A 22,492-nucleotide genomic window follows, 5' to 3' on the forward strand; every position below is an offset into this window, starting at 1 on the left:
GCTTGCCTTCGATTGGGCGGGCGCTTGCCTTCGATTGGGCGGACACAAGGCCCGCCCCTACTCGCTTCGTAAACTTTTTATTGGGTTCATCAGGGCCGCTTTGATGGCTTGAAAACTTACCGTTAGTAAAGTGATTACCAAAGCACCACAACCCGAAACGGCAAATATCCACCACGACATTTCGGTCCGGTAATCATATTTATTTAACCAGTTGTCCATAAAATACCAGGCTATCGGAGCCGCGATAAGGCAAGACAAAACCACAAGCAGCACAAATTCTCTTGAAAGCATGCTCCATAAACTGGCTAAAGAAGCCCCGAGAACTTTACGGATTCCAATTTCTTTTGTGCGTTGTTCTGCAATAAAAGTGGCCATTCCGAATAAGCCAAGGCAACTAATGAATATGGCGAGAATAGAAAAAAATGAAGTAAGCTTGCCAATTCTTACTTCCTCACCGAATTTTTTCGCATACTGCTCATCCGTAAATTTGTAGTCAAAAGGAGCAGAAGGATTGAATTTTTTGAAGACTTGTTCTATCTTTCCCAGCGCTTCGGTCGATCCTGATTCTGGATTTATTTTAATATTAAATACATTGGCCCAGCTATAATCGAGAAAGAAACAGGTACGAAAAGAAGCTTTGTATGGAGATTCCATGATCATATCCTTGATCACGCCAATAACCTGATATGGCTTTCCGTCCGCTTTAATAATGGATCCCACAGGATTTTTCAGTCCCATAAATTTGGCGGCGGTTTCATTGATCACAACACCGGAGGAATCAGTAGAAAAGGACCTTGAAAAATCTCTGCCTTCCTTAAATTCCCATCCAACCGTTTTTCCAAAATCATGAGAAACAGCCATGGTACCAAAATTCCCCTGTGTCGCCGGATCCTTGCCCTCCCATTCGTAACCATTATTGATCGCAGCGATATAGGTGGTGGGATTAGATGATTGTGACATTTCCTTGACCACACCCGTTTTTAATAGTTCACTTCTTATGGCGTCATAATGACCCTGAATTTCGGGCGTGTTCATAGCAACCATCAACAAATTATTTCTATCATACCCAACCGGCCGGTCTTTGGCAAATTCGATCTGACGGAAAACGGTGATGGTACCAATGATTAAAATAATGGAAATGGTAAACTGAACGACAACCAAAACTTTACGTGGAACTGCCGCAAAACCTCCAAGCTTTATACCTGTAAAACCACTTCCTTTTAAAACCTTTATTGGCTGGAATGAAGACAAATAAAGTGCCGGGTAACTTCCTGCAATAAGGCCGGTGAGGAAACTGAAACCAACGCTGGAAATCCAGAACAAAGGCTCTTTCCATGGAAATATGATCTTTTTGTCTGCCACTTCATTAAAAAATGGTAAGGCGGAAAGCACAAAAATGATGGATAAAATAAAGGCAAGCGCCACGACCAGTAATGATTCACTAAAAAACTGTGTAACCAGCTGACTTCTCAAAGAACCAATTGCTTTCCGAATCCCAACTTCCTTGGCTCGTTTTTCACTTCTTGCCGTACTCAAATTCATAAAATTGATACAAGCCAACAGCAAAACAAAAGCACCAATGATGCCAAAAAGCCAAACAAATTCTATACTCCCACCAGAAATTTTTCCATTTTTAAATTCAGAATACAAATGCCATTTACTAAGTGGATGAAGAAAAACTTCCGGCTTGAATACCGCATCCTGTGCTGTTACTTTATTTAGTTTGACGTCCCTGATCTTGGCAGAAACTTTGTCCATGTCGGCATGATCAGCAATTTGTGCAAAGGTGATAAACATGTTTGCGCGCCAGGGATTGGTCTTCTTCTCCGACCAGTTTTCGTTATTAATGTAAAGTTCCCAAGGCGCGATGTACGATAAATCTTTAAAATCGGAATTGTAAGGAATGTTTTCGTAAACACCGGTAACTTTCAGATTATACTTATTGTTGATTTTGATGATTTTATCAATGGGGTCATTTTCTCCAAAAAGAGCTTTTGAAGTTTCCTCCGAAAGCATGATAGAATTAATTTCTTTCAGCCCGGACCGCGTTCCTCTAATCATTTTCAGCGATAGCATTTCCGTAATCCCCGGCTCTATATAATTTCCTTTTTTCGAAATTTTATTATCTCCAAAAGCCAGAATTCCGGTAGAAGATCCGGACGACATAACGACATGCTTGAAGTCACTTCCGTATTTATTACGAATTTCTTCACCCATTAAATACGGCACAGAACTTTGGGTTCCAATTTCATTATTGAAGGTCTGATTTTGCTTGATAACTGCAAGACGATCATAATTTTCAAAAGATTTATTGAAAGAAAGTTCGTCAAAAATCCACAGTCCAATAAGCATCGCAACGGCAAGCCCCGTAGCAAGACCAGCAATATTAATAAACGAATAAACCTTGTTTTTCACGAGGTTTCTCCGGGCGATTTTAAAATAGTTGCTGATCATATCTTACTATGTAATGGTTTTCCAGCTTTGCTGTTCAAATAGTTTGCCAACTATTTTTTGATAAATTAAAATTCTTTTAATCAATAACTTAACAAAAACAAAGCGAACGAACAATGTCCGATAATGAACACTATTCGTTCGCTTTGGAACGGAGGTTTTAAAAAAGGCAGAGTTAAAAGTTCATAAAATGATTTTACTTTCTTTTAGCTTTTGGATATTATAACTGTTAATTCGCTGATCGCATAAAGTGGAAGATTTATTAACCAATCTTCTATTCTAAAATCGGACATAGAAGTTCTTATTGTGAAAGCAGGATTATATTTCTGATGAAATACTTTTAAACTTTTTGCCTTTAAATTTTCCTCCGCTTTCACTTCTAGCGGAATAATATTTCCTGAATGTTGTAAAAGAAAATCTATTTCCGCAGTAGCGTTTTCTGCTGACCAATAATAGGTGAAAGTTTCTTTGAATGTACATAACTGCTGCATTACAAATTGCTCAGTTAAAGCTCCTTTGAATTCCTCAAATAACATATTACCCTCCAAAAGTGTTTTTATATCAATATCTACCATGGCACCTAAAAGACCTATATCAACCATAAATAACTTAAAAGCGCCAAAGTCTTCATAGGCTTTTAATGGAATTGCTGGTTTTGATATGCGGTTGACTTTATGAACCAATCCACAGTCAATCAGCCATGACAACGCTAATTCATATTCTCTCGCCCTTGCTCCCTCTTTAATGATCCCATAGATAAATTTTTTATTTTCTTTGGCAAGTTGAGCTGGAATTGATTGCCATAACATACGTATTCTCGGAACAATTTCTTTGGGAGCATGTTTTGAAAAATCCTGCTCATAGGATTCGAGTATTCTCTTCTGAACAGCTCTTACTTTATTGAAATCCGAATTTTTTGAAAATGATAATACCGCCTCCGGCATACCACCAACATAATAATATTGTTTAAGTAACTGAATGTATTTTGTTTTGAAAGTCTTAATTAATACCCAGTCCTGACTTTCCAACAGATGAAGTAAGGAGATTTCCCCAACGGCCTGCAAAAACTCGACAAAACTTAAAGGATGTAAATCTAAAAAACCAACCTTTCCAACAGGAAACGAAGTTTGTCTGTTCAACGCCACACCGAGCAGGCAGCCAGCAGAAATTATATGATATTCAGGAGCATTTTCATAAAAATATTTCAGCGACGTCAACGCACCTTGCGCTTCCTGAATTTCATCCAAAATAATTAAGGTATTTTCCGGATTAATAATAATTCCTGTTTCAATTTGAAGAGCAAGAATTATCCTCTTTATATTAAAATCTTCCTCGAAGATGCTGCCAAGCATTTTGTTACTTTCAAAATTCACATAAACACATTGTTCATAGTACTGATTTCCGAAAGCCTTCATGAGCCATGTTTTGCCAACTTGCCTTGCTCCGCGAATAAGTAATGGTTTACGGTTTTCGGAATTTTTCCATGCAATTAATTGTGCAATTTCGCTTCTCTCCATATAATAAATCACATAAATCAAATGAAAATATGTGTAAATATACATTTTTACCAATGAATAAATGTAATGGCTAACATTTATTCATTGGTAAAATGTAAATCCATATGGTTTCTAATTCGTATTCAAATTGAAATAAAAAGTACTTCCCATCCCAATTTCAGAATCCAGCCCAATCTTTCCTCCCTGCGCCTCAATAAATTCTTTACTGATAGCAAGTCCTAAACCAGTTCCTGTTTTTGCACTTCCGGGCACCTGGAAATAGCGATCAAAAATTTTCTCCCGGTAGCGACTTTCAATGCCTTTTCCTTCATCTTTTACGAGAAATAAAACGCCCGTTATTTCCTTTTTCACAGCAATGATGATTTTAGTTTCTTCCGATGAATAACGGATCGCATTCGTCAGAAAATTGATCAGAACCCAGGCCGTTTTTTCTGTATCTGCTTTTACTTCCGGAAGGTTTTCATCTATTTCTGAAATCAGTTTAATATGCTTTTGTTCTGCCTGAAGTTTTACCGCTTCCATAGCATACTGCAAAATTTTATATGGACTACTTTGCTGAATATTTAATTGAATATTTCCGGTTTCGACCTGCGAAAGATTTAGCAGTTCACCTGTGATTTTCAGAAGTCGATTGCTGTCATCCTTAATACTTTCAATCAGTTGTTTTTGCTCTTCATTTACATCACCGGTTTGCTTATTTTCCAGCAACTGCACACTCATCTTAATCGATGAAATGGGCGTTTTCAATTCGTGTGATACGGTGGCTATGAAATTAGTTTTTGCAAAATCCAGCTCTTTAAAGGGTGTTATATTTTTAAGCACTATTACCTGGCCAATAAAAATCTTTTCCCTTTCTCCTGTTGGTGTAATCGTAATATTTACTATTTCTTTCTCGAAGTAGCTTTCCTTATTATCAGCGTAAATTTTGAGCGGTTTTTCTTTTTCATTATCGGCTTTGGGTGTTACTAAACCTTGCACCAAAGAGCGGATCAGGTCATTGTGAAGTGCTACTTCAACGGCAGATTTCCCAATAACATCTTCGGCTAAAAGCCCTGAAATTTTTAATACTTCGTCGTTGGCAAACAACACCTTTTTATTTTCATCCAAACCTAAAACAGGTTCATGCATGTTGTTAATAAGTGCCTCAATTCTTTTCTTTTCAAATAATAATTTAGACAAATTACTACTGTCATATTCTTCCAGCTTTTCGGCCATGGTATTAAAAGAAGCAGCCAATTCGCCAAATTCATTTTTGCTGCCAAAATTCACCCTTTGCGAATAATTTTTAGCTGCAATTTCCTTAATGCTTTCCGTTAATTCCTTGATCGGATTGGCAATATTACTGGGCAAATTAACAAGCAAAGTGAAGGCAAAAAGAAAACATAATGTTCCTGTCATAACGATCCACAAATTGGCAGAACGTGCCGTTACCTGAGCTATTTCACTTTTCCTTTGAATCGCTTCCATATTCAGGCGCATCAGTTCTGTAATGTCCTTTCTTATTATTTGGTGGAGCAGAAGATTGGACGGTGCTTGCCTGAGTTCTGCCAAATGGTCCGAAATCGCAGCAGTAGCCTCCCTCTCACCTATTTCAGTAACATTTTTACGCTGTTTGTTCAGATTATCTTCAAAGACCAAAAAAGCTTTTGTACTCTGCTGCGTCTGATCGAGAGACCGGAGCATGTTTCGTGAATATTCTAGTGTGTTATAGTTATCGACTAGAATATTTTCTGTATCGTTTTTCAAAACATTGATATATCGCGCTGCTACCAATGAAAGAATAATGATCATCAGAAACAACAGGCCCACACCCAGGGTTAATTTAGTTTTTATTTTCATCAGGACAGAATGACCAGGTCAATTTCGGAAACGGATAACTTTTTCAATAACTGGTTAAAGATATTGGTAGCCAAAATTACTTTAAACAAACTCATATGCGGCTTACCAATACAAATTGTTGTGATTTGTCTTTGCTCGGCAACTTCCATAATAGTTCTGGACACATGTGCGCTTTCTACGCGAATTATTTCGCCTCCGAGTTCAGTAGCAAGTTTAAAATTATTAATTAGGTGACGTTGTTTATCCAGTGCAATTTTATCCGTACTTTCATTTGGTGTCTGGACGTAAAGCAACACCCAGGGACTGTTGTAATAGCTGGCAAGTCTGGCAGTTTTTCTAATCACATTTTTCGAAGTTTGCGCATTACTGCTGATACAAGCCATGAATTTATTCGACTTCAAGGCTGTGACACTTCGGGAAGTTACCTCCGTTTCAACCTTCCTAACAACCTGACTGGCAACCTCTTTAAGTGCCAACTCTCTTAATTGCAGAATATTTCCTGATGTAAAAAAGTTGTTCAGCGCAGTCGGGACTTTTTCAGCGGCGTAAATTTTACCTTCTTTCAAACGGGTGATCAATTCATCTGCCGTAAGATCAATATTGACAACCTCATCCGCCTGCTGCAAAACGCTGTCCGGAATTCTTTCCTTTACCTCAACGCCGGTAATTTGCTTGATTTCTTCATTTAGGCTTTCAATATGCTGGATATTAACGGCACTGATCACATTGATTCCGGCATCAAGTATTTCCATTACATCCTGCCAGCGCTTGTCGTTTTTACTTCCCTCAATATTGGTATGAGCAAGTTCATCGACGATTACAATTTCGGGTCGAAGACTTATAACAGCCTGCAAATCAAACTCTTCCAGCTCCTTCCCTTTATAAAAGAGTTTTCTTCTTGGGATAATGGGCAAGCCTTCCAGCAGATCGTGTGTTTCTTTCCGGTTATGGGTTTCTATATAACCGACTTTCACATCAATGCCGTTACGCATCAATGTGTGGGCCTCCTGCAGCATCCGGTAAGTTTTACCTACACCGGCACTCATGCCGATGTAGATTTTAAACTTCCCCTTTCTGGATTTTTTGATCAGGTCCAGAAAATGTTTTACGTTGTTTTCTTTTTCAGTCATTAAAATGATAGTGCCACGGATGTTGTAACAAAGAAATTCTGGTTGTCGGCCTTGCCATCCTTTGTAAATATATTGTCTTTGCTATTAAAAGCCCGAGCTTCCAGTCTGAACATTACATTCTGTGCAGGCAGATAATCAAAGTTGGCAGAGTAACCAAAAGTTTTAAAACCGTTCGGTGTTCCTGTGCTAATAATGACCCCTTTTTCATCTGCATAATATTCACCTCTTGCTGCAATTCTGACTTTTTCATTCGGCATATACCTGGCAATTAAAACAGGTGTATACCATGCATTGTAACTACTGCTTCCTTTACTTTTTTGTTGTACCCCGATATCAAAACCGGCTGTCAGCCCAAATTTTTCTGTCAATTGAAACTGGCCATAAAAGTTGTTGAAATATCGCCATTGTTTCGAGCTGTCCGGCTGCTCATTTCCCATGTAAGTGCTCCAATTCAATGTTGTATTGGAAGAGGGTTTATATGTTAATTGTGTTCCAAAAGCGGGAGTTTGGTTTCCCGGAATTTTCTGGATACGCTGCCAGCCGTTCAAATACATCGCCGCTGCATAGATTTTTTCGTCTTTACTTGTAAAACCAATCTTTACACCTGCTTCATAGTACGGCGAATTTTCAGCTAAAATACTGCGTGTCAAACTCCAGTTGTCCTTTCCTATCGCACTTTCAAAGCCAATATGAGATGGCATAACACCGGCGTCAATCCAGAGATTGTTCTTTTTTGATATTTTAATTCCGACATTGGCTTCATAGATATTTTTCAATAATCCCTGCTCGGCTGCCAGATTATATTGTGGGTAAGTACCGGCCATTACAGCCAGATTTGCGCGAACATTTTCTGTATTATAATTTACTTTAAAAAGCCCCAGATTTAAATTGACCTCATTGTGTTTGTTGTAATTGTATAAAAAACCTGGTCGTTCGTGATTAGCTGGTTTGTTAAAATCGTAACTATAAAAAGCTTCAACGTAACCTGAAAAAGTTAATGGATTTGGTTTTGTTTTTTCTGTTGAGATGGCATCCTGGGCAATGGCTGGTATTGAAAAAATTCCAGCTGCAAGCAGTACTAATTTATTCATTTTCATTCTGGTAAGTGCACTAACGCGTAAAGTCTTTTTTATTGAAATCTGATATTTTTTGTTTTGTGAGGCTTACAGAAGCCTCACAAAACCTGTAACCTTGAGTTTTTAATGATTAATTTTTCAATCCGTCAAGCGCCATATTCAATTTTAAAACATTCACTTTTGCTGGCCCCAATAGTCCCAGCAAAGGAGCTTCTGTATTTTCCTCGATTAGTTTTTGCAACTTTTCATTAGAAATATTTCTATTCTTCGAAACTCGTTTAAGCTGAACAAGCGCGGCGTTTGGAGAAATATCCGGATCAAGCCCACTGCCACTTGCCGTTATTAGTTCAACCGGAATGTCTTGTTTTTTAACCTCCGGATTGTGTACTAAAAAAGTGTCGATACGCGCTTGGACGGTTGCAAGATATTCTGGATTGGAAGGTGCTTTGTTACTACCGCCACTACCGGCCGCATTGTAATCCACAGCGGATGGACGTGAGTTGAAATATTTATCTTCCGTAAAAGTCTGTCCGACATTGGCGTAGTATTTTTTGCCATTTTGCATCACCACTTCACCATTTCCGTGGTTTGGGGCAAGTTGTGCAATCCCCCAGATTATGATTGTATAAACTCCGGCAAAGAAAACCAGCGTAATAGAGGTTAATTTGATTGCAGGAAATAGGTTCGTTTTCATAGATTTATAGCTTTTAGTTGTTAGCGGTTGGCTTTTAGTGCTCCGCGTGAACTTTTTAATTGATTCTTCTTTTTTATTTCGATCGTTTTAAAACCACACACTCACCAGCATATCAATCACCTTAATTCCGATAAATGGCACAATTACTCCGCCTAAACCGTATATAAAAAGGTTTCTTCTCAGCAATGCGCTCGCACCGATCGGCTTGTAAGTCACACCTTTAAGCGCCAATGGAATCAGAATCGGAATGATGATCGCGTTAAAGATTACAGCGGATAGAATCGCGCTTTCCGGACTATGCAGATCCATGATATTCAAACCTTGTAGCGCTGGAATTGAAGCGATAAACAAGGCAGGAATGATGGCGAAATATTTGGCAACGTCATTCGCGATGGAGAAGGTGGTTAGCGTACCTCGGGTCATCAAAAGCTGCTTTCCGATTTCAACAATCTCAATCAGTTTCGTTGGATCATTATCCAAATCCACCATATTCCCTGCTTCTTTTGCTGCCTGCGTACCGCTGTTCATCGCAACTCCAACATCAGCTTGTGCAAGTGCGGGCGCGTCGTTCGTACCGTCTCCCATCATAGCAACCAGTTTTCCGCTTTCCTGTTCTCTTTTGATATAGTTCATTTTATCCTCTGGCTTGGCCTCGGCGATAAAGTCATCTACACCCGCTTTTTCAGCAATAAACTTGGCAGTCAATGGATTATCACCTGTAACCATTACCGTTTTCACACCCATTTTACGCAGACGTTCAAAACGTTCACTGATACCAGGTTTGATAATATCCTGCAATTCAATCACGCCCAGCACCTTCTCATTTTCAGTAACCACAAGCGGCGTTCCACCGTTGTTTGAAATAGCCTTTGTTTTTTCTTCAATATCAGCCGGGAAATTATTTCCTGCTTTAATTGTCAGATTTCTCATGGAATCAAAAGCACCTTTACGAATTCTGGTTTCATCAAAATCGACACCCGAACTTCTGGTTTCAGCCGTAAATTTGATAAAGGTTGGATTGTTCAGATTGGCATATGTCGACGGATTCAAATTTGCAAGTTCCAAAATTGATTTTCCTTCCGGTGTTTCATCTGCAATCGAACTCAGCACCGCGCATTTGATAAAATGATTATCAGTGATGCCTTTTGCAGCATAGAAATTCGTCGCCTTTCTGTTACCAATCGTGATCGTTCCTGTTTTATCCAAAAGCAATACGTCAATATCACCTGCTGTTTCTACCGCTTTTCCTGATTTGGTAATCACATTGGCGCGAAGTGCTCTGTCCATCCCGGCAATACCGATCGCAGAAAGCAACCCACCGATAGTTGTCGGAATCAGACAAACAAAAAGTGAAATAAAAGCGGCAATTGTAATCGGCGTATTAGCGTGATCCGCGAATGGTTTCAAAGTCACACAAACGATGATAAACACAAGTGTAAAACCAGCCAAAAGGATTGTCAATGCAATTTCGTTCGGTGTTTTCTGACGACTGGCGCCTTCTACCAACGCGATCATTTTATCAAGAAAACTTTCGCCAGGTTCCGTTGTTACCATCACTTTTATCTTGTCCGATAAAACTTTGGTACCACCTGTTACACTGCTCTTATCACCTCCCGCTTCACGAATTACAGGTGCACTTTCTCCGGTAATGGCGCTTTCATCAATCGTTGCCAAACCTTCGATAATTTCACCGTCCGTCGCGATATTGTCACCCGCTTCACAAATAAATACGTCTCCTTTTTTCATCGAAGCAGACATCACTTGTCTTGTCGAAACTGAGAATCCCGCTTTATTTTCAATAACAAGTCTGGCAGGTGTTTCTTCTCTGGTTTTACGCAAACTGTCAGCCTGTGCTTTACCCCTGGCTTCTGCAATTCCTTCTGCAAAATTGGCAAAAAGTAAAGTCAAAAGAAGAACAAGAAAAACAGTAAAGTTATAGGCAAAACTTCCCTGGGATTTTTCGCCCATTAATGTCCATATACTAACTACCAGCATAATGACCGTGCCTATTTCCACCGTGAACATCACAGGATTACGGAACATTATTTTGGGGTTCAATTTTACAAATGCCTGTTTGAGGGCTTCGTTAACCAAGTCCTTCTGAAATAAGGACGTATCTTGATTTTTCATTTCATTATGGCGTTTAGCCGTTAGCGATTAGGTATTGGCTACTTTTTCGATCTTTGAAAATCTGTCGCCGGAACAGATTTTCTTGTAGCCTTTTTTATTTTTTATGAAATCGATTCTTAACGCAGCGTGAAATATTCAGCGATCGGACCCAGCGTAAGAGCCGGAAAGAAGGATAATGCTGTGATGATCACGATAACCGCCAGAACCATAATTCCAAACGTTGAAGAATCTGTTTTCAACGTTCCCGCACTCTCGGGAATGAATTTTTTATTTGCTAAAAGTCCCGCAATAGCGATCGGCCCAATGATTGGAATGTAACGTGAAAGGATCAGCACAAAACCTGTTGTGATATTCCACCATGGATTGTTATCACCCAAACCTTCAAACCCACTACCATTATTTGCTGACGACGAGGTATATTCATAAAGCATTTCCGTAAATCCGTGGAAGCCTGGATTGGCAAGCGTAGCCGAAGTTATGGTAGGAAAAGCAGCTGCCAAAGCAGTACCAACCAGAATCAGAAATGGGTGAAGCAAAGCCACAATCATGGCGATTTTCATTTCGCGAGCCTCAATTTTCTTACCCATCAACTCGGGTGTTCTACCCACCATTAATCCGCTGATAAATACCGCCAGAATAATAAAGACAAAAAAGTTAAGCATACCGACTCCGACTCCGCCATAAAAAGCATTGGTCATCATAGCCAGAAGTTGTGTCATTCCGGAAAGCGGTGTGTAGCTGTCATGCATTGAGTTTACTGAACCGGTCGAGATGACGGTGGTCGCTATACTCCAAAATGCAGATGCTGTTGTTCCAAACCGGACTTCCTTACCTTCCATCGCCCCGGCACTATTATCGATTCCCATCGCTGTGATAGCGTGGTTGCCTCCGTTTTCCCAAATAATGGTTGGCACGGTAAGAAGCAAAAATCCGATCGTCATGACTCCGAAAATCATCCAGCTCATTTTTCTTCTTTTCAGAAAAAAGCCAAAAGCAAAGATCATGGCAAATGGAATGATCAGCTGTGCGATCATTTCAACGGTGTTTGTCAGATAATTCGGATTTTCCAACGGGTGCGCCGAATTGGCTCCATAAAATCCTCCTCCATTCGTACCCAAATGTTTGATCGCGACAAACGCAGCAACCGGTCCTCTTGAAACCTGAACGGTATCTCCCTGCATGTTTACGATCATGTCTTTTCCTTCAAATGTCATTGGTGTACCATTGAAAGCCAATATGATAGCAACAATAATAGCAAGAGGAAGCAAAATTCTCAGGCAGGATTTAACTAAGAAATGATAAAAATTGCCAAGCTTATCTGTTGTGCGTTCTCGTAATGCCATGAACAAAACAGCCGCCGCCGCCATACCTGTTCCTGCCGTTACAAAATGCAGGAACATAAGAAATAGTTGAGACAAATAACTAAGTCCCGATTCTCCGGAATAATGCTGTAAGTTACAGTTGACTACGAAAGAAATACTCGTATTAAAAGCCAGATCAGCAGTTTGTCCAGGATTTCCATCCGGATTTAACGGCAACCAACCTTGGTTCATTAAAACAAACATACCGAGCACGAACCAGACCATGTTAATCGTGATAAGCGAGAACATGTGCTGTTTCCAATTCATTTCAGCTTTTACATCAATACCGCTGATTTTGAAAAACAACTTTTCAATAGGGTTAAAAACAGGATCGAAGGAGGTTTTTTCGCCTGCATAAACTTTTGCTATGTACTTGCCGAAAGGTATTGCGAAGGCAATCGTCAGGGTAAACATGGCAATGATTCCAAATAATTCAGTGTTCATTTTTTCTATTTTTTTAATTCGATTTCGTTTCCCGGGATTTGAATCCGGTTAGAACTTTTCGGGTTTGATCAACACATAACAGATGTAACCAAACACACATATTGAGACTATAAAGAGCGCTGCCATGATTAGATATTTTCAAAGAAGTTTACTGTTTTGTAGAAAAGCGCGAAACATAAAATTCCTGACGCTATTAAGAGGATTGTGATCATACTATTTTAAATTTATTTGAGTGATTGACTTTGTATGTAGTAATACCAAATTTATTCCGGGCAAGACACAATTAATTCAACTATTTGCAAATCAGAAAGATAACATCATAAACACCAACCTGAACCCTGAAAAAAGCAACTCAAAATGATAGGATTTTATCAGAATGAAAGGTTTTAAGTGCCTGAGCATTTCAAGCTTTTCCATATCCTAGAATGCGTTGATTTGCTTGATGTATTCGCGTTTCAATGTATTAGGAAGAAGTTTTTCCGTATTCAGGTGCTTCAATTCCATCATGCCCGAAACAGAATATAAGTACACGTTTGAAATAGCAGTTTTTGTTTCTTTATTTCCATTGATAAAAAGATTCTCGGCGATGGAAAAGCATTTTTTTGCACGAGCCATGTTACCTTTTAAAATCATAATTTGGGTCAGATCTGCAAATTTTTGCATCTGTTTGTAAATCCCCCTGGATATTTTCCTTTTCATAGTTTTGATAATTTGAAATATGAAAAGGTTGATACCAAATACGATCCAAAATTTCTATTCTATGATTATTTTACTGAATGCCAATTAATTGCTCGAAGATTAATTAATATGATACCTACTAATGGCGTATCATTTTGATATGGATTTATCAATTTGGGAAATGCAACAATTAAAATGGCCCCGGGAATAAATTCCCGCGCTACCATGTCGGTCATGCCTGACGGCATTTGTTAATAGGCAATATTTGGTTGAAAAAATGCCGTAGGCACGGCCGACATTGTAGCGCAGGGTTTCAACCCTGGGGCAAAAAAAATCCACCAACCAAAATTCAAAGAATTTCGATTGGCGGATAAAATTATCTTATCTAATAACTATTAAATATTCTTCTTCTTCAATTCCTTAACGGCAAAATCCGCAGCTCTTGCCGTAAGTGCCATGTAGGTTAACGACGGATTTACGCAAGAAGCCGAAACCATAGCAGCTCCATCTGTAACAAAAACATTTTTCACCGCATGCATCTGGTTGTTTCCATTCAAAATAGACGTTTTAGGGTCACGGCCCATACGAGCTGTTCCCATTTCATGAATGGCCATACCTAGATATGAACCGTTATCGTGTGTTTTTACATTTTTAACACCCGATTTTTCGAGCATTTCGGCTGCGTCGTTCTTCATATCTTTCCGCATTTTCATTTCGTTTTCACGAAGTTCGGCGTCAAAAACCACGGTAGGCATTCCCCATTTATCTTTCTTTTCCTTGTTCAGGTACATATAGTTTTCATGGTAAGGTAAAGTTTCACCGAAGCCACCAAAACCCATCGTCCATTGTCCCGGCGTTGTCAAATCCTCTTTGAAATCAGCGCCAAAAGCAAGTTCAGCCACATTACGCTGCCAGCCCTGACGACCGCCGCCGCCCTGATATCCAAATCCGCGGATGTAATCACGTTTATCGTTACCAATATTCTGATAACGGGGCACATAAATACCATTTGCACGGCGACCGAAATAATATTTATCCAAATCACCTTCCCAAACTCCGCTAGCGCCCGTACGGAAATGGTGGTCCATCAGATTATGTCCAAGTTCACCAGAATCATTACCCAAACCATTTGGAAAACGATCCGATGTTGAGTTCAAAAGAACCAATGATGTACCAATCGCGCTCGCACATACGAAGATAATTTTGGCAAAATATTCACGTTCCTGCAAAGTCACAGAATCCGTAACTTTCACACCAGTCGCTTTTTGTTTTACTTTATCATACACAATTTCCCTAACCACAGAATCAGGACGAAGTGTCAAAAGCCCGGTTTTCACTGCTGGTGGCAATGTACTTGATTGCGTACTGAAATAAGCGCCGTATGGACAACCATAAGAACAACGGTTACGATACTGACACGGAGAACGACCACCTTCCAGCTGGATTTTGTCAGGCTGAGAAAGGTTTGCAACACGTCCAATCGTCATCGTACGACCGGGAAATTGCTTTTCAAGTCTTTTACGTACTTCTTTCTCAACGTGATACATTTCCATTGGCGGCAAAAAGTCGCTATCCGGCAGTTGTGGTAAACCAAGTTTTTCACCGGAAATACCTACATGTTTTTCAACATAAGAATACCAGGGCGCAACATCTTTGTATCGGATCGGCCAGTCAACGGCGATTCCGTCTTTTAAATTCGCTTCAAAATCAAGGTCACTCAACCGATACGACTGACGACCCCACATGATCGATTTTCCACCTACAATATTGGGTCTGAACCAGTCAAATCTTTTCTTTTCTTCGTACGGTGAATCCGAATCGTTCATCCAGTACTTTTCGGTCATCTCGTTATAAGGATAATCGCGGGAAAGAAATGGATGCGTTTCCTTTTGTTTCACCGTCAACCGACCGTTATATTCAGTCTCCCATGGAGCTTTTAAAGCATTTTCATAGCCTGTTACGTGTTCAAGCGGTTTCCCTTTTTCAAGCATCAATACGCGCAACCCCTTTTCAGTCAACTCCTTCGCTGCCCAACCGCCCGAAACTCCGGAACCGATTACGATGGCATCGTAGGTCATATCTTTTATTGCATCAACATTTAAATTCGCCATGGTGATAATACTTTTTAAAAAAATAGAAAGGTTAAGTTCTTAAAGTGCCCAGGTTTTTTGCCCTTCTTTCATCGGATATGAGCCATCAAAACGGCCTGGAATCGGTAGATAATCCAAGGCCTGCGTCGCTCCGATTTCAGAAGTAAAATAAGCAGTAACTGTTAAACCTTTCATTTGTAAAAAGAATGGTTTATCAGCTGTTGTGCTGCGTTTTACAATTTCATTTTTCTGAGCTGCATCCAGGGCCACAAAGCCTTTTCCATAGAGATCATTACTGTCATTGTTCAACCTTTCAACACCAGCATAGAATTTCTGCTGTTCTTCCTGAACATAACAATCCCGCATGACACGGGTGATAAACTTCTCAGCTCCGGCAGCTTTTGCACCCGGCGTTTTTGTGGTCGGGATAATCACATCCGCGATTTCAGCAAGCAACGCTTCCTGCTCAGCGGAAACTTCAACCGATGGGCCGAAATTCAGCCTCTCTCCCATTACACCAGCCATTAAAGGTGCAGAAATAACGCCTCCCATCAGAAGGGTTAATTTTTGAACGGCTTCTCTACGATTCATCTCAAAAGAAAATGGTTAATAATTGATCCAGGATTTTTCATTGAAAGTCAAACGGATAGGAATATCCATCTTTCTGAAAGACAAACAACTTTGTAAGTTAATCAAATACAGGATTTAATTAAACTTTTTACCCATAGCTTTTTTAAAATTTTAAATATTTCTTTCAACTAATTCAAGGTATATGTACATTTTATTGATTCATTTTAATAAAATTTCAAATTTGATAAAATAAATTTGGTTGATATGTCTACCTATTTTACATTTGCGTTATGGAAATAGAAGTTAAAGACCTGAACAAAGCAAATTATGAGCGCCTGAGCAAAATGATGTTGTTCAATATCATCACGGTTTCGCATCTTGTCGGACGTAATACGAACAAGGAACTAGCTAAGATGGGCTATACCTTGCAAGTGGAACAGCTTCAGATATTATTTGTGGTTTACCTGCGAGAAGGAAATTCTCCATCGCAGCAGGAAATTGCAAACTTTACTCAAAAAGACAAAGGAGGCATTCAAAGATCTATTCAGACACTTTCGCGAGATGGTTATGTGCGGATTGTTGGTGATTCAAATGATCGGCGCAAGAACATTATTGAACTCACACCGGCTGGTAAAATGGTTGTAACAAAAATGATGGAATCGATTGAGGATATTGACAGACGCATGACCGCTTCCATTAGCCAGGAAGAGATTGATTCTTTAATATCAATCGTTAAAAAAATTTCGAAAATATTAAAAGAGTAAAAAAATTTGGATATATAGTTGATATATCCACAGTAGACACATCAACTTATTAGCATGAAAAAAAGATTTTTTTGTAAACTGTTTTTGACGCTTGCCTTGCCCTCACTTACGCAAGCACAGACAGCCTGGACATTAAGGGATTGCATCGATTATGGTCTCAAACATTTTGGAACCGTAAGAATTGCCCAATATCAAAAAGAGAATGCGCGGCAGCAATCGCGGCAGGCTTTGGCCAGTTATTTACCTCAGATTTCGGGTACCGGAACTTTGGATGACAACCTCAAATTGCAGTTGACGACTTTGCCTGCTGGATTTGCGGGCCCTGAGCCTACCCGTGTCGCCTTTGGTTCAAAATTTCAAACCAATTTTTCCGCATCTGCCGAGCAGGTTATTTTTGACCAATCATTATTGACCGGAATCAAAGCCAATAAACCGAACCAGCAACGCGCTCAGCTTAATGAAAAGCAAACGCAGGAGCAAATCATTTATGAGGTATCGAAAAATTACTATCAGGTTTTTGTCTCACAACAGCAAATTTCGCTTTTACAGGATAACCTTGAAAGGACGCAGCAAGTGCTGAACATTCTAAAATTACAACGGGATAACGGGGTAATTCAACCTGTTGATTATGACCGTACGGATGTAACCTATAACAGTAACAAATCGCAGCTATCATTCGCAAAAACAAATGTAACGCTGGCAATGAACCGATTGAAATACCAAATGGGACTTGATCAGGATAAGGAATTAATTCTTAAAGATTCGCTATTGCTAACCCAGGTTCCAAAGATTGCAGAAAGCCAGTTTGATGCTAAAAATCTGACAACTTATCAATTGAGTGAAAATCAACTCATACTGAACCGTTTGGATCAACAAAGAATTACGGCTGGATATTTGCCACGATTAAGTTTTAACGCACGCTATGGTCAACTCACTATGACAAATGAATTTGGTAATTCATTCAAGAACTTTCAGGGATTTAGCACCATCGGATTGAAATTGAACATTCCAATTTTTGATGGTTTCAACAGAAGCGCACAAATTCAGCAGGCGAGAATAAAAGTGGTAACTCAGGAAGAGCAGCAGAAAATGAATGTACAGTCCTACCGTCTGGCTTTCAATAATTCACAGTCGCAAATTCAGCAGTCGCAGATTAATGTAGAAAATGACGACCGGAATGTAAAACTGGCCCGAAAAGTTTATGACATGACTACGCTTCAATATAAACAAGGAACAGCACCTCTGACGGATTTGATCAACGCTGAAAATTCTTACCGCCAGGCGCAAACGGATTACGTGAATTCACTGATTAATTTTTATCAGGCCAAACTGGATCTTGAACAAGCGCAGGGAACGCTACTACCTTTCTTTAATCAACTTTGATAGTACAAATAGTATAAAGCAATGAAAAAGACAACGATAATCGTGACGCTGGCAGTGCTTGCCATTGTAGTTTTAATTGGCGCAAGGCTGGTTACGAATAAGAAAAAAATTGACGAAAAAAATAAACCGGTAACACTTACAAATGCACCGATCCCGGTAACGGTGATGGAAGTGAGCGAAGATACGGTTAGTCAATCGCTGCTAAAAACCGGTAATTTAATTCCTTTCCGTGAAACTTCTCTTATGGCGACGAGCCAGGGACAGGTCCAAAAAGTGAATTTTGATTTAGGAAGCCAGGTCTCACAAGGCTCCGTTTTGATTCAAATTGATAATAAGTTAAATCAGCTTGCGCTCGAAGCTACGCAGTTGAATATTGAAAAATTAAAGAAAGATGTAACGCGTTACAACACGCTCTACGCCGGAAATGCGACAACCGAATTACAGCTTAACCAAACTAAATACGACTACGAAAGTGCCGTAAACAAGGCTGAGCAGATCAAAAAGCAAATTCAGGATGCGACTGTGAAATCTCCGATCAGTGGAAAAATTGTCAAAAAAGATATAGAAGTGGGTGAATTTGTAAACGCAGGAACCGTTCTGGGGACGATCCTTGACGTATCACGATTGAAAGTGCAGGTTATGGTAAACGAAAAGGATGTATACCAACTTCATGAAGGCCAAAAAGTCAAGGTTAGTGCGGATGTATTAAGCGGAAAAATTTATCCCGGTCAAATCACTTATATCGCTCCACGCGGAAATGAAGAACACAGCTATCCGGTAGAAATCACCGTTGGAGGTTCAAGTCCTTTGAAAGCGGGCACATTCGTAAATGTTGATTTTTCTCAGAAATCACATGAAACATCGCTGCAAATTCCTCGCATAGCGTTGGTGGAAAGTATTAAAAATCCTTATGTATATGTAGTAAACGCAAATGTTGCACATCAGCGTAAAATTACCGTTGGCCGCGAACTGGGTGACGCAATCGAAGTACTCGGTGGATTAAAACCAGGAGATCAGGTCGTGACTACCGGTCAGCTAAATCTTACTGACGGAAAACCTGTTCAAGTCTCAAAATAGACCGGAAGTATATTTCCGAAAACTTTAAAACATACAACCATGTCTATAACCGAATTATCAGTTAAAAGACCGCTGTTGATTACCACTATTTTCACCGTATTGATTCTCTTCGGTGTGATCAGTTATCAGCAGCTTTCCTATAACCTTTTGCCCAAATTTGAGGCAAATGTGATCAGTGTTTCAACAACGTATCGCGGAGCTTCTGCGGACGAAGTTGAAACCAATGTTACCAAAAGAATTGAAGATGCCCTTGCTTCCATCGAAGGATTGGACCGGATTAATTCCACTTCTCAAGAAGGTGCGTCTATTGTTGTGATCCAGCTAAAAAATGGTGTGGATGTTACTCTGGCACAACAGGATGCGCAACGAAAAGTAGAGCAGATTATTAATTTACTGCCGGATGAAGCAGATCGCCCGACAATTAACAAATTCTCGACGGATGAACTTCCGGTATTACGGATGGGTGTAACGGCCAATATTTCTCCTGCCAAACTATACGATCTGATTGATGATGAATTGAAGCCGCAATTATCAAATGCAGCCGGCGTTGGACGTATTGATTTGATCGGTGGAAATGAACGGGAAATACAGGTTAATGTTGATGCTCAGAAATTGAGGGCTTACAATCTTTCCATCGGGCAAGTAGCTGCGGCTATTAACAATGCAAACACAAGTTATCCTGCCGGACAGCTTGAAACAAGACAATCTCAGTTGTCAATTCGTTTTGATGCTTCGGTTGCTAATACAGATGGTTTTAGAAATCTTGTAATTTCAAGAAAAGCGGACGGTGGAGAAGTACAGTTAAAAGACGTTGCAGAAGTTGTGGATGCTACCACGAAACCTACGGCGATAAATCACATCAACGCGAGACCTTCTATCGGTTTACAGGTTTTGAAACAATCGGATGCAAACGCGGTTGAAGTAAGCAAACAGGTAAAAGCGAAAATTATTTCACTTGAAAAACAGTACGCATCAAAAGGACTAAAATTCAATATAGCAGCCGATCAGTCTACCTATACTTTGGCCTCGGCTGACGCCGTTGTTGAAGATTTATTCCTGGCGGTAGCTATCGTTTCGGTGGTTATGCTTCTGTTCCTGCATAGTTTCCGGTCGTCACTTTTTGTGTTGGTCGCGCTTCCGTCATCCATTATCCCAACGTTTATTCTAATGTATTTGTTAGGATTTTCGTTGAATTTGATGACTTTGATGGCACTTTCTCTGGTTGTTGGTATTTTGGTGGATGACTCGATTGTAGTTTTGGAAAATATAAACCGACATCTGGAAATGGGAAAAAGCCGCTGGCAGGCTGCACTGGATGGACGGAGTGAAATTGGTTTTACAGCTCTAGCCATTACCCTTGTGGACGTTGTGGTTTTTGTCCCGTTGGCTATGACCGGCGGATTGATCGGTAATATTCTTCGCGAATTTTCCCTGGTTGTGGTTTTCTCAACCTTGATGAGTTTGTTCGTTTCTTTCACGCTGACACCACTTTTAGTATCCAGGTTTGGGAAACTGGAAGTGCTAAGCAAAACTTCTCTTTGGGGTAAGTTGAACATTGGTTTTGAAAATCTCCTGACCCGTCTGCAAAATGCTTATGGTCGGATTCTTCTAAAAGTATTGAGTCACAAAAGATATGTATTTCTGGGTGTTCTGGCTTTGCTGATCGGTGCGATCGCATTAGTTCCAACAGGATTTATAGGAGCAGCTTTTATGCCCGCAAGTGACCAGGGAGAATTCACGGTGCAAATTGAACTGGCACCAACCGCTTCCATTTATGAAAGTAATAAAGTGGCGCAACAAGCCGAACAAATGCTTTTGAAACATCCCGAGGTAACAAATGTTTTCAGTAATATCGGATACAGCAGTAATAACCTGACATCTTCATCCAATAGTAATTTGTCTACTTTAAATGTTAAGTTGACGGATAAAAAGACAAGACCGGTTTCTACGGAAGATTTTAGTGTGATCGTCAAAGCTGAGATTGCTAAAATTCCGGGAACAAAGGTTACGGTTAGTCCGACAGGCTTGGTTGGAACTTCCGAGGCTCCGATTCAAATTGCGGTGAAAGGCACCAATCTGGATTCGATACGGAAGGCCTCTGCAATGGTGAAAAAAGTAGCCGAATCTGTTCCGGGAACTCAGGATGTAAAATATTCTGTGCAGGATCCGAAGCCGGAAGTAAAGGTGATTCTGGATCGTGAACGTATGGCGCAGCTTGGTATCAACGCCACAGAAGTGGGTGTTGCACTGCAAAACGGGTTCCGCGGTGATGACCGTTCTAAATTCAAACAAAATGGAAAAGAGTATGATATTCTGGTAAGTCTGGACCAGTTTGATCGTACCAGTGCATCGGATATTCGTCAGCTTCTTTTCGTCAATAATCAGGGACAATCGTTCCAATTATCTCAGTTCGCTTCGGTTGAAGAACAAATCGGTGAAAGTGTTTTGCAACGCATTGACCGACTGTCGTCGATTTCTGTAAATGCGCAGGTTGTGGGCCGTCCGGTTGGTACCGTTGGTGCTGATATTCAGGCAAAAGTGACAAATCTAAAAATGCCTAACGGTATTACAATCCAGTATCTGGGTCAGATGCAGCAGCAAGGTGATGCCTTTGGAAGTCTTGGACTTGCACTCGTTATTGCAATTTTGCTTGTTTATTTTATCATGGTTGGACTTTACGAAAGTGTCGTTTATCCTTTTGTGGTACTTTTTTCAATTCCTGTTGCGTTAATTGGTGCGCTTTTAGCACTCGCATTGTCCATGGAAAGTCTGACTGTTTTCGCGATTGTCGGTATGATCATGCTTTTGGGTCTTGTAGCAAAAAATGCCATCCTGATTGTCGATTTTACAAATCATTTGAAAGAACAGGGACATGAAGTGGTTGATGCTTTGGTTGAAGCAGGAAAAGAACGTCTTCGCCCGATTTTGATGACTACGCTGGCGATGGTTTTCGGGATGCTTCCGATTGCCATGGCAAGTGGAGCGGGTGCTGAAACTAAAAATGGTATGGCCTGGGTAATCATTGGCGGGCTGTCAAGTTCTTTGATTTTGACTTTGCTGCTCGTGCCTTCGGCTTATCTTGTTGTCGATCGGATTAAGGCGCGCTTTGAGAAGAAGAAACCGGAAGTTGAGCAGGTGCAGGAAGTAAGTGTAGGGTAAAAGTTTCACGCAAAGTTACCCAATAAGGAATTTTGTTTCGTGATTAATAACTTTATGAAAGCTCTCTGCAGCAAAACCGTTTCTGTAATGAATTTGAATTCATCGCAAAGTTTGGTTCGGATTACTTTT

16 protein-coding genes are annotated in these 22,492 nt (G+C 40.1%); 4 read left to right on the forward strand and 12 right to left on the reverse strand.

Annotation, left to right across the window (positions count from 1 at the left end; genetic code table 11):
* Positions 1-57: 57 nt before the first annotated feature.
* From FZF08_RS26785 to FZF08_RS26840, 12 genes are all read right to left on the reverse strand, one after another.
* Complete coding sequence (locus FZF08_RS26785; RefSeq protein WP_159476214.1) at positions 58-2,454, reverse strand: ABC transporter permease; 2,397 nt, start codon at positions 2,452-2,454, stop codon at positions 58-60.
* A gap of 203 nt (positions 2,455-2,657) precedes the next feature.
* A complete protein-coding gene (locus tag FZF08_RS26790; RefSeq protein ID WP_229216713.1) occupies positions 2,658-4,013 on the reverse strand; it encodes an ATP-binding protein in 1,356 nt (451 codons plus the stop codon).
* Positions 4,014-4,079: 66 nt separating this feature from the next.
* Positions 4,080-5,807, reverse strand: a complete 1,728-nt coding sequence (locus FZF08_RS26795; protein ID WP_159476217.1) for an ATP-binding protein — start codon at positions 5,805-5,807, stop codon at positions 4,080-4,082.
* On the reverse strand, positions 5,807-6,937 hold the full coding sequence (locus tag FZF08_RS26800) for a universal stress protein (RefSeq protein WP_159476220.1): 1,131 nt from the start codon (positions 6,935-6,937) through the stop codon (positions 5,807-5,809). Before FZF08_RS26800 ends, FZF08_RS26795 begins: the two co-directional genes overlap by 1 nt.
* On the reverse strand, positions 6,937-8,028 hold the full coding sequence (locus FZF08_RS26805) for a porin (protein WP_159476223.1): 1,092 nt from the start codon (positions 8,026-8,028) through the stop codon (positions 6,937-6,939). The genes FZF08_RS26800 and FZF08_RS26805 overlap by 1 nt, the downstream gene beginning before the upstream one ends.
* Before the next feature lie 115 nt (positions 8,029-8,143).
* A complete protein-coding gene (locus FZF08_RS26810) occupies positions 8,144-8,707 on the reverse strand; it encodes a K(+)-transporting ATPase subunit C (RefSeq protein WP_159476226.1) in 564 nt (187 codons plus the stop codon).
* Between the two features lie 87 nt (positions 8,708-8,794).
* Positions 8,795-10,837, reverse strand: coding sequence for a potassium-transporting ATPase subunit KdpB (gene kdpB, locus FZF08_RS26815; protein ID WP_159476229.1), 2,043 nt, complete (start codon positions 10,835-10,837; stop codon positions 8,795-8,797).
* A gap of 116 nt (positions 10,838-10,953) precedes the next feature.
* Complete coding sequence (gene kdpA, locus FZF08_RS26820; protein ID WP_159476232.1) at positions 10,954-12,642, reverse strand: potassium-transporting ATPase subunit KdpA; 1,689 nt, start codon at positions 12,640-12,642, stop codon at positions 10,954-10,956.
* A gap of 48 nt (positions 12,643-12,690) precedes the next feature.
* Positions 12,691-12,768, reverse strand: a complete 78-nt coding sequence (locus FZF08_RS32400) for a potassium-transporting ATPase subunit F (RefSeq protein ID WP_137340128.1) — start codon at positions 12,766-12,768, stop codon at positions 12,691-12,693.
* Between the two features lie 294 nt (positions 12,769-13,062).
* Complete coding sequence (locus tag FZF08_RS26830; RefSeq protein ID WP_159476235.1) at positions 13,063-13,341, reverse strand: hypothetical protein; 279 nt, start codon at positions 13,339-13,341, stop codon at positions 13,063-13,065.
* Between the two features lie 374 nt (positions 13,342-13,715).
* On the reverse strand, positions 13,716-15,431 hold the full coding sequence (locus FZF08_RS26835; RefSeq protein ID WP_159476238.1) for a GMC oxidoreductase: 1,716 nt from the start codon (positions 15,429-15,431) through the stop codon (positions 13,716-13,718).
* 39 nt (positions 15,432-15,470) lie between these two features.
* Positions 15,471-16,001 (reverse strand): gluconate 2-dehydrogenase subunit 3 family protein, encoded by a 531-nt coding sequence (locus FZF08_RS26840; RefSeq protein WP_159476241.1) that lies wholly within the window; start codon positions 15,999-16,001, stop codon positions 15,471-15,473.
* Between the two features lie 269 nt (positions 16,002-16,270).
* On the opposite strand from FZF08_RS26840, the gene FZF08_RS26845 reads away from it, so the two are divergent.
* From FZF08_RS26845 to FZF08_RS26860, 4 genes are read left to right on the forward strand one after another with little or no spacing between them, the layout of a single operon-like run.
* A complete protein-coding gene (locus FZF08_RS26845) occupies positions 16,271-16,744 on the forward strand; it encodes a MarR family winged helix-turn-helix transcriptional regulator (RefSeq protein WP_159476244.1) in 474 nt (157 codons plus the stop codon).
* A gap of 54 nt (positions 16,745-16,798) precedes the next feature.
* Positions 16,799-18,127, forward strand: coding sequence for a TolC family protein (locus FZF08_RS26850; RefSeq protein ID WP_159476247.1), 1,329 nt, complete (start codon positions 16,799-16,801; stop codon positions 18,125-18,127).
* A gap of 21 nt (positions 18,128-18,148) precedes the next feature.
* Positions 18,149-19,204: an efflux RND transporter periplasmic adaptor subunit gene (locus tag FZF08_RS26855; protein WP_159476250.1), complete on the forward strand. Its 1,056-nt coding sequence runs from the start codon at positions 18,149-18,151 to the stop codon at positions 19,202-19,204.
* A gap of 39 nt (positions 19,205-19,243) precedes the next feature.
* Positions 19,244-22,363: an efflux RND transporter permease subunit gene (locus FZF08_RS26860; protein WP_159476253.1), complete on the forward strand. Its 3,120-nt coding sequence runs from the start codon at positions 19,244-19,246 to the stop codon at positions 22,361-22,363.
* Positions 22,364-22,492 lie beyond the last annotated feature (129 nt).

The sequence above is a fragment of the Dyadobacter sp. 3J3 genome, assembly GCF_009801115.1.
Classification (GTDB): Bacteria; Bacteroidota; Bacteroidia; order Cytophagales; family Spirosomataceae; genus Dyadobacter.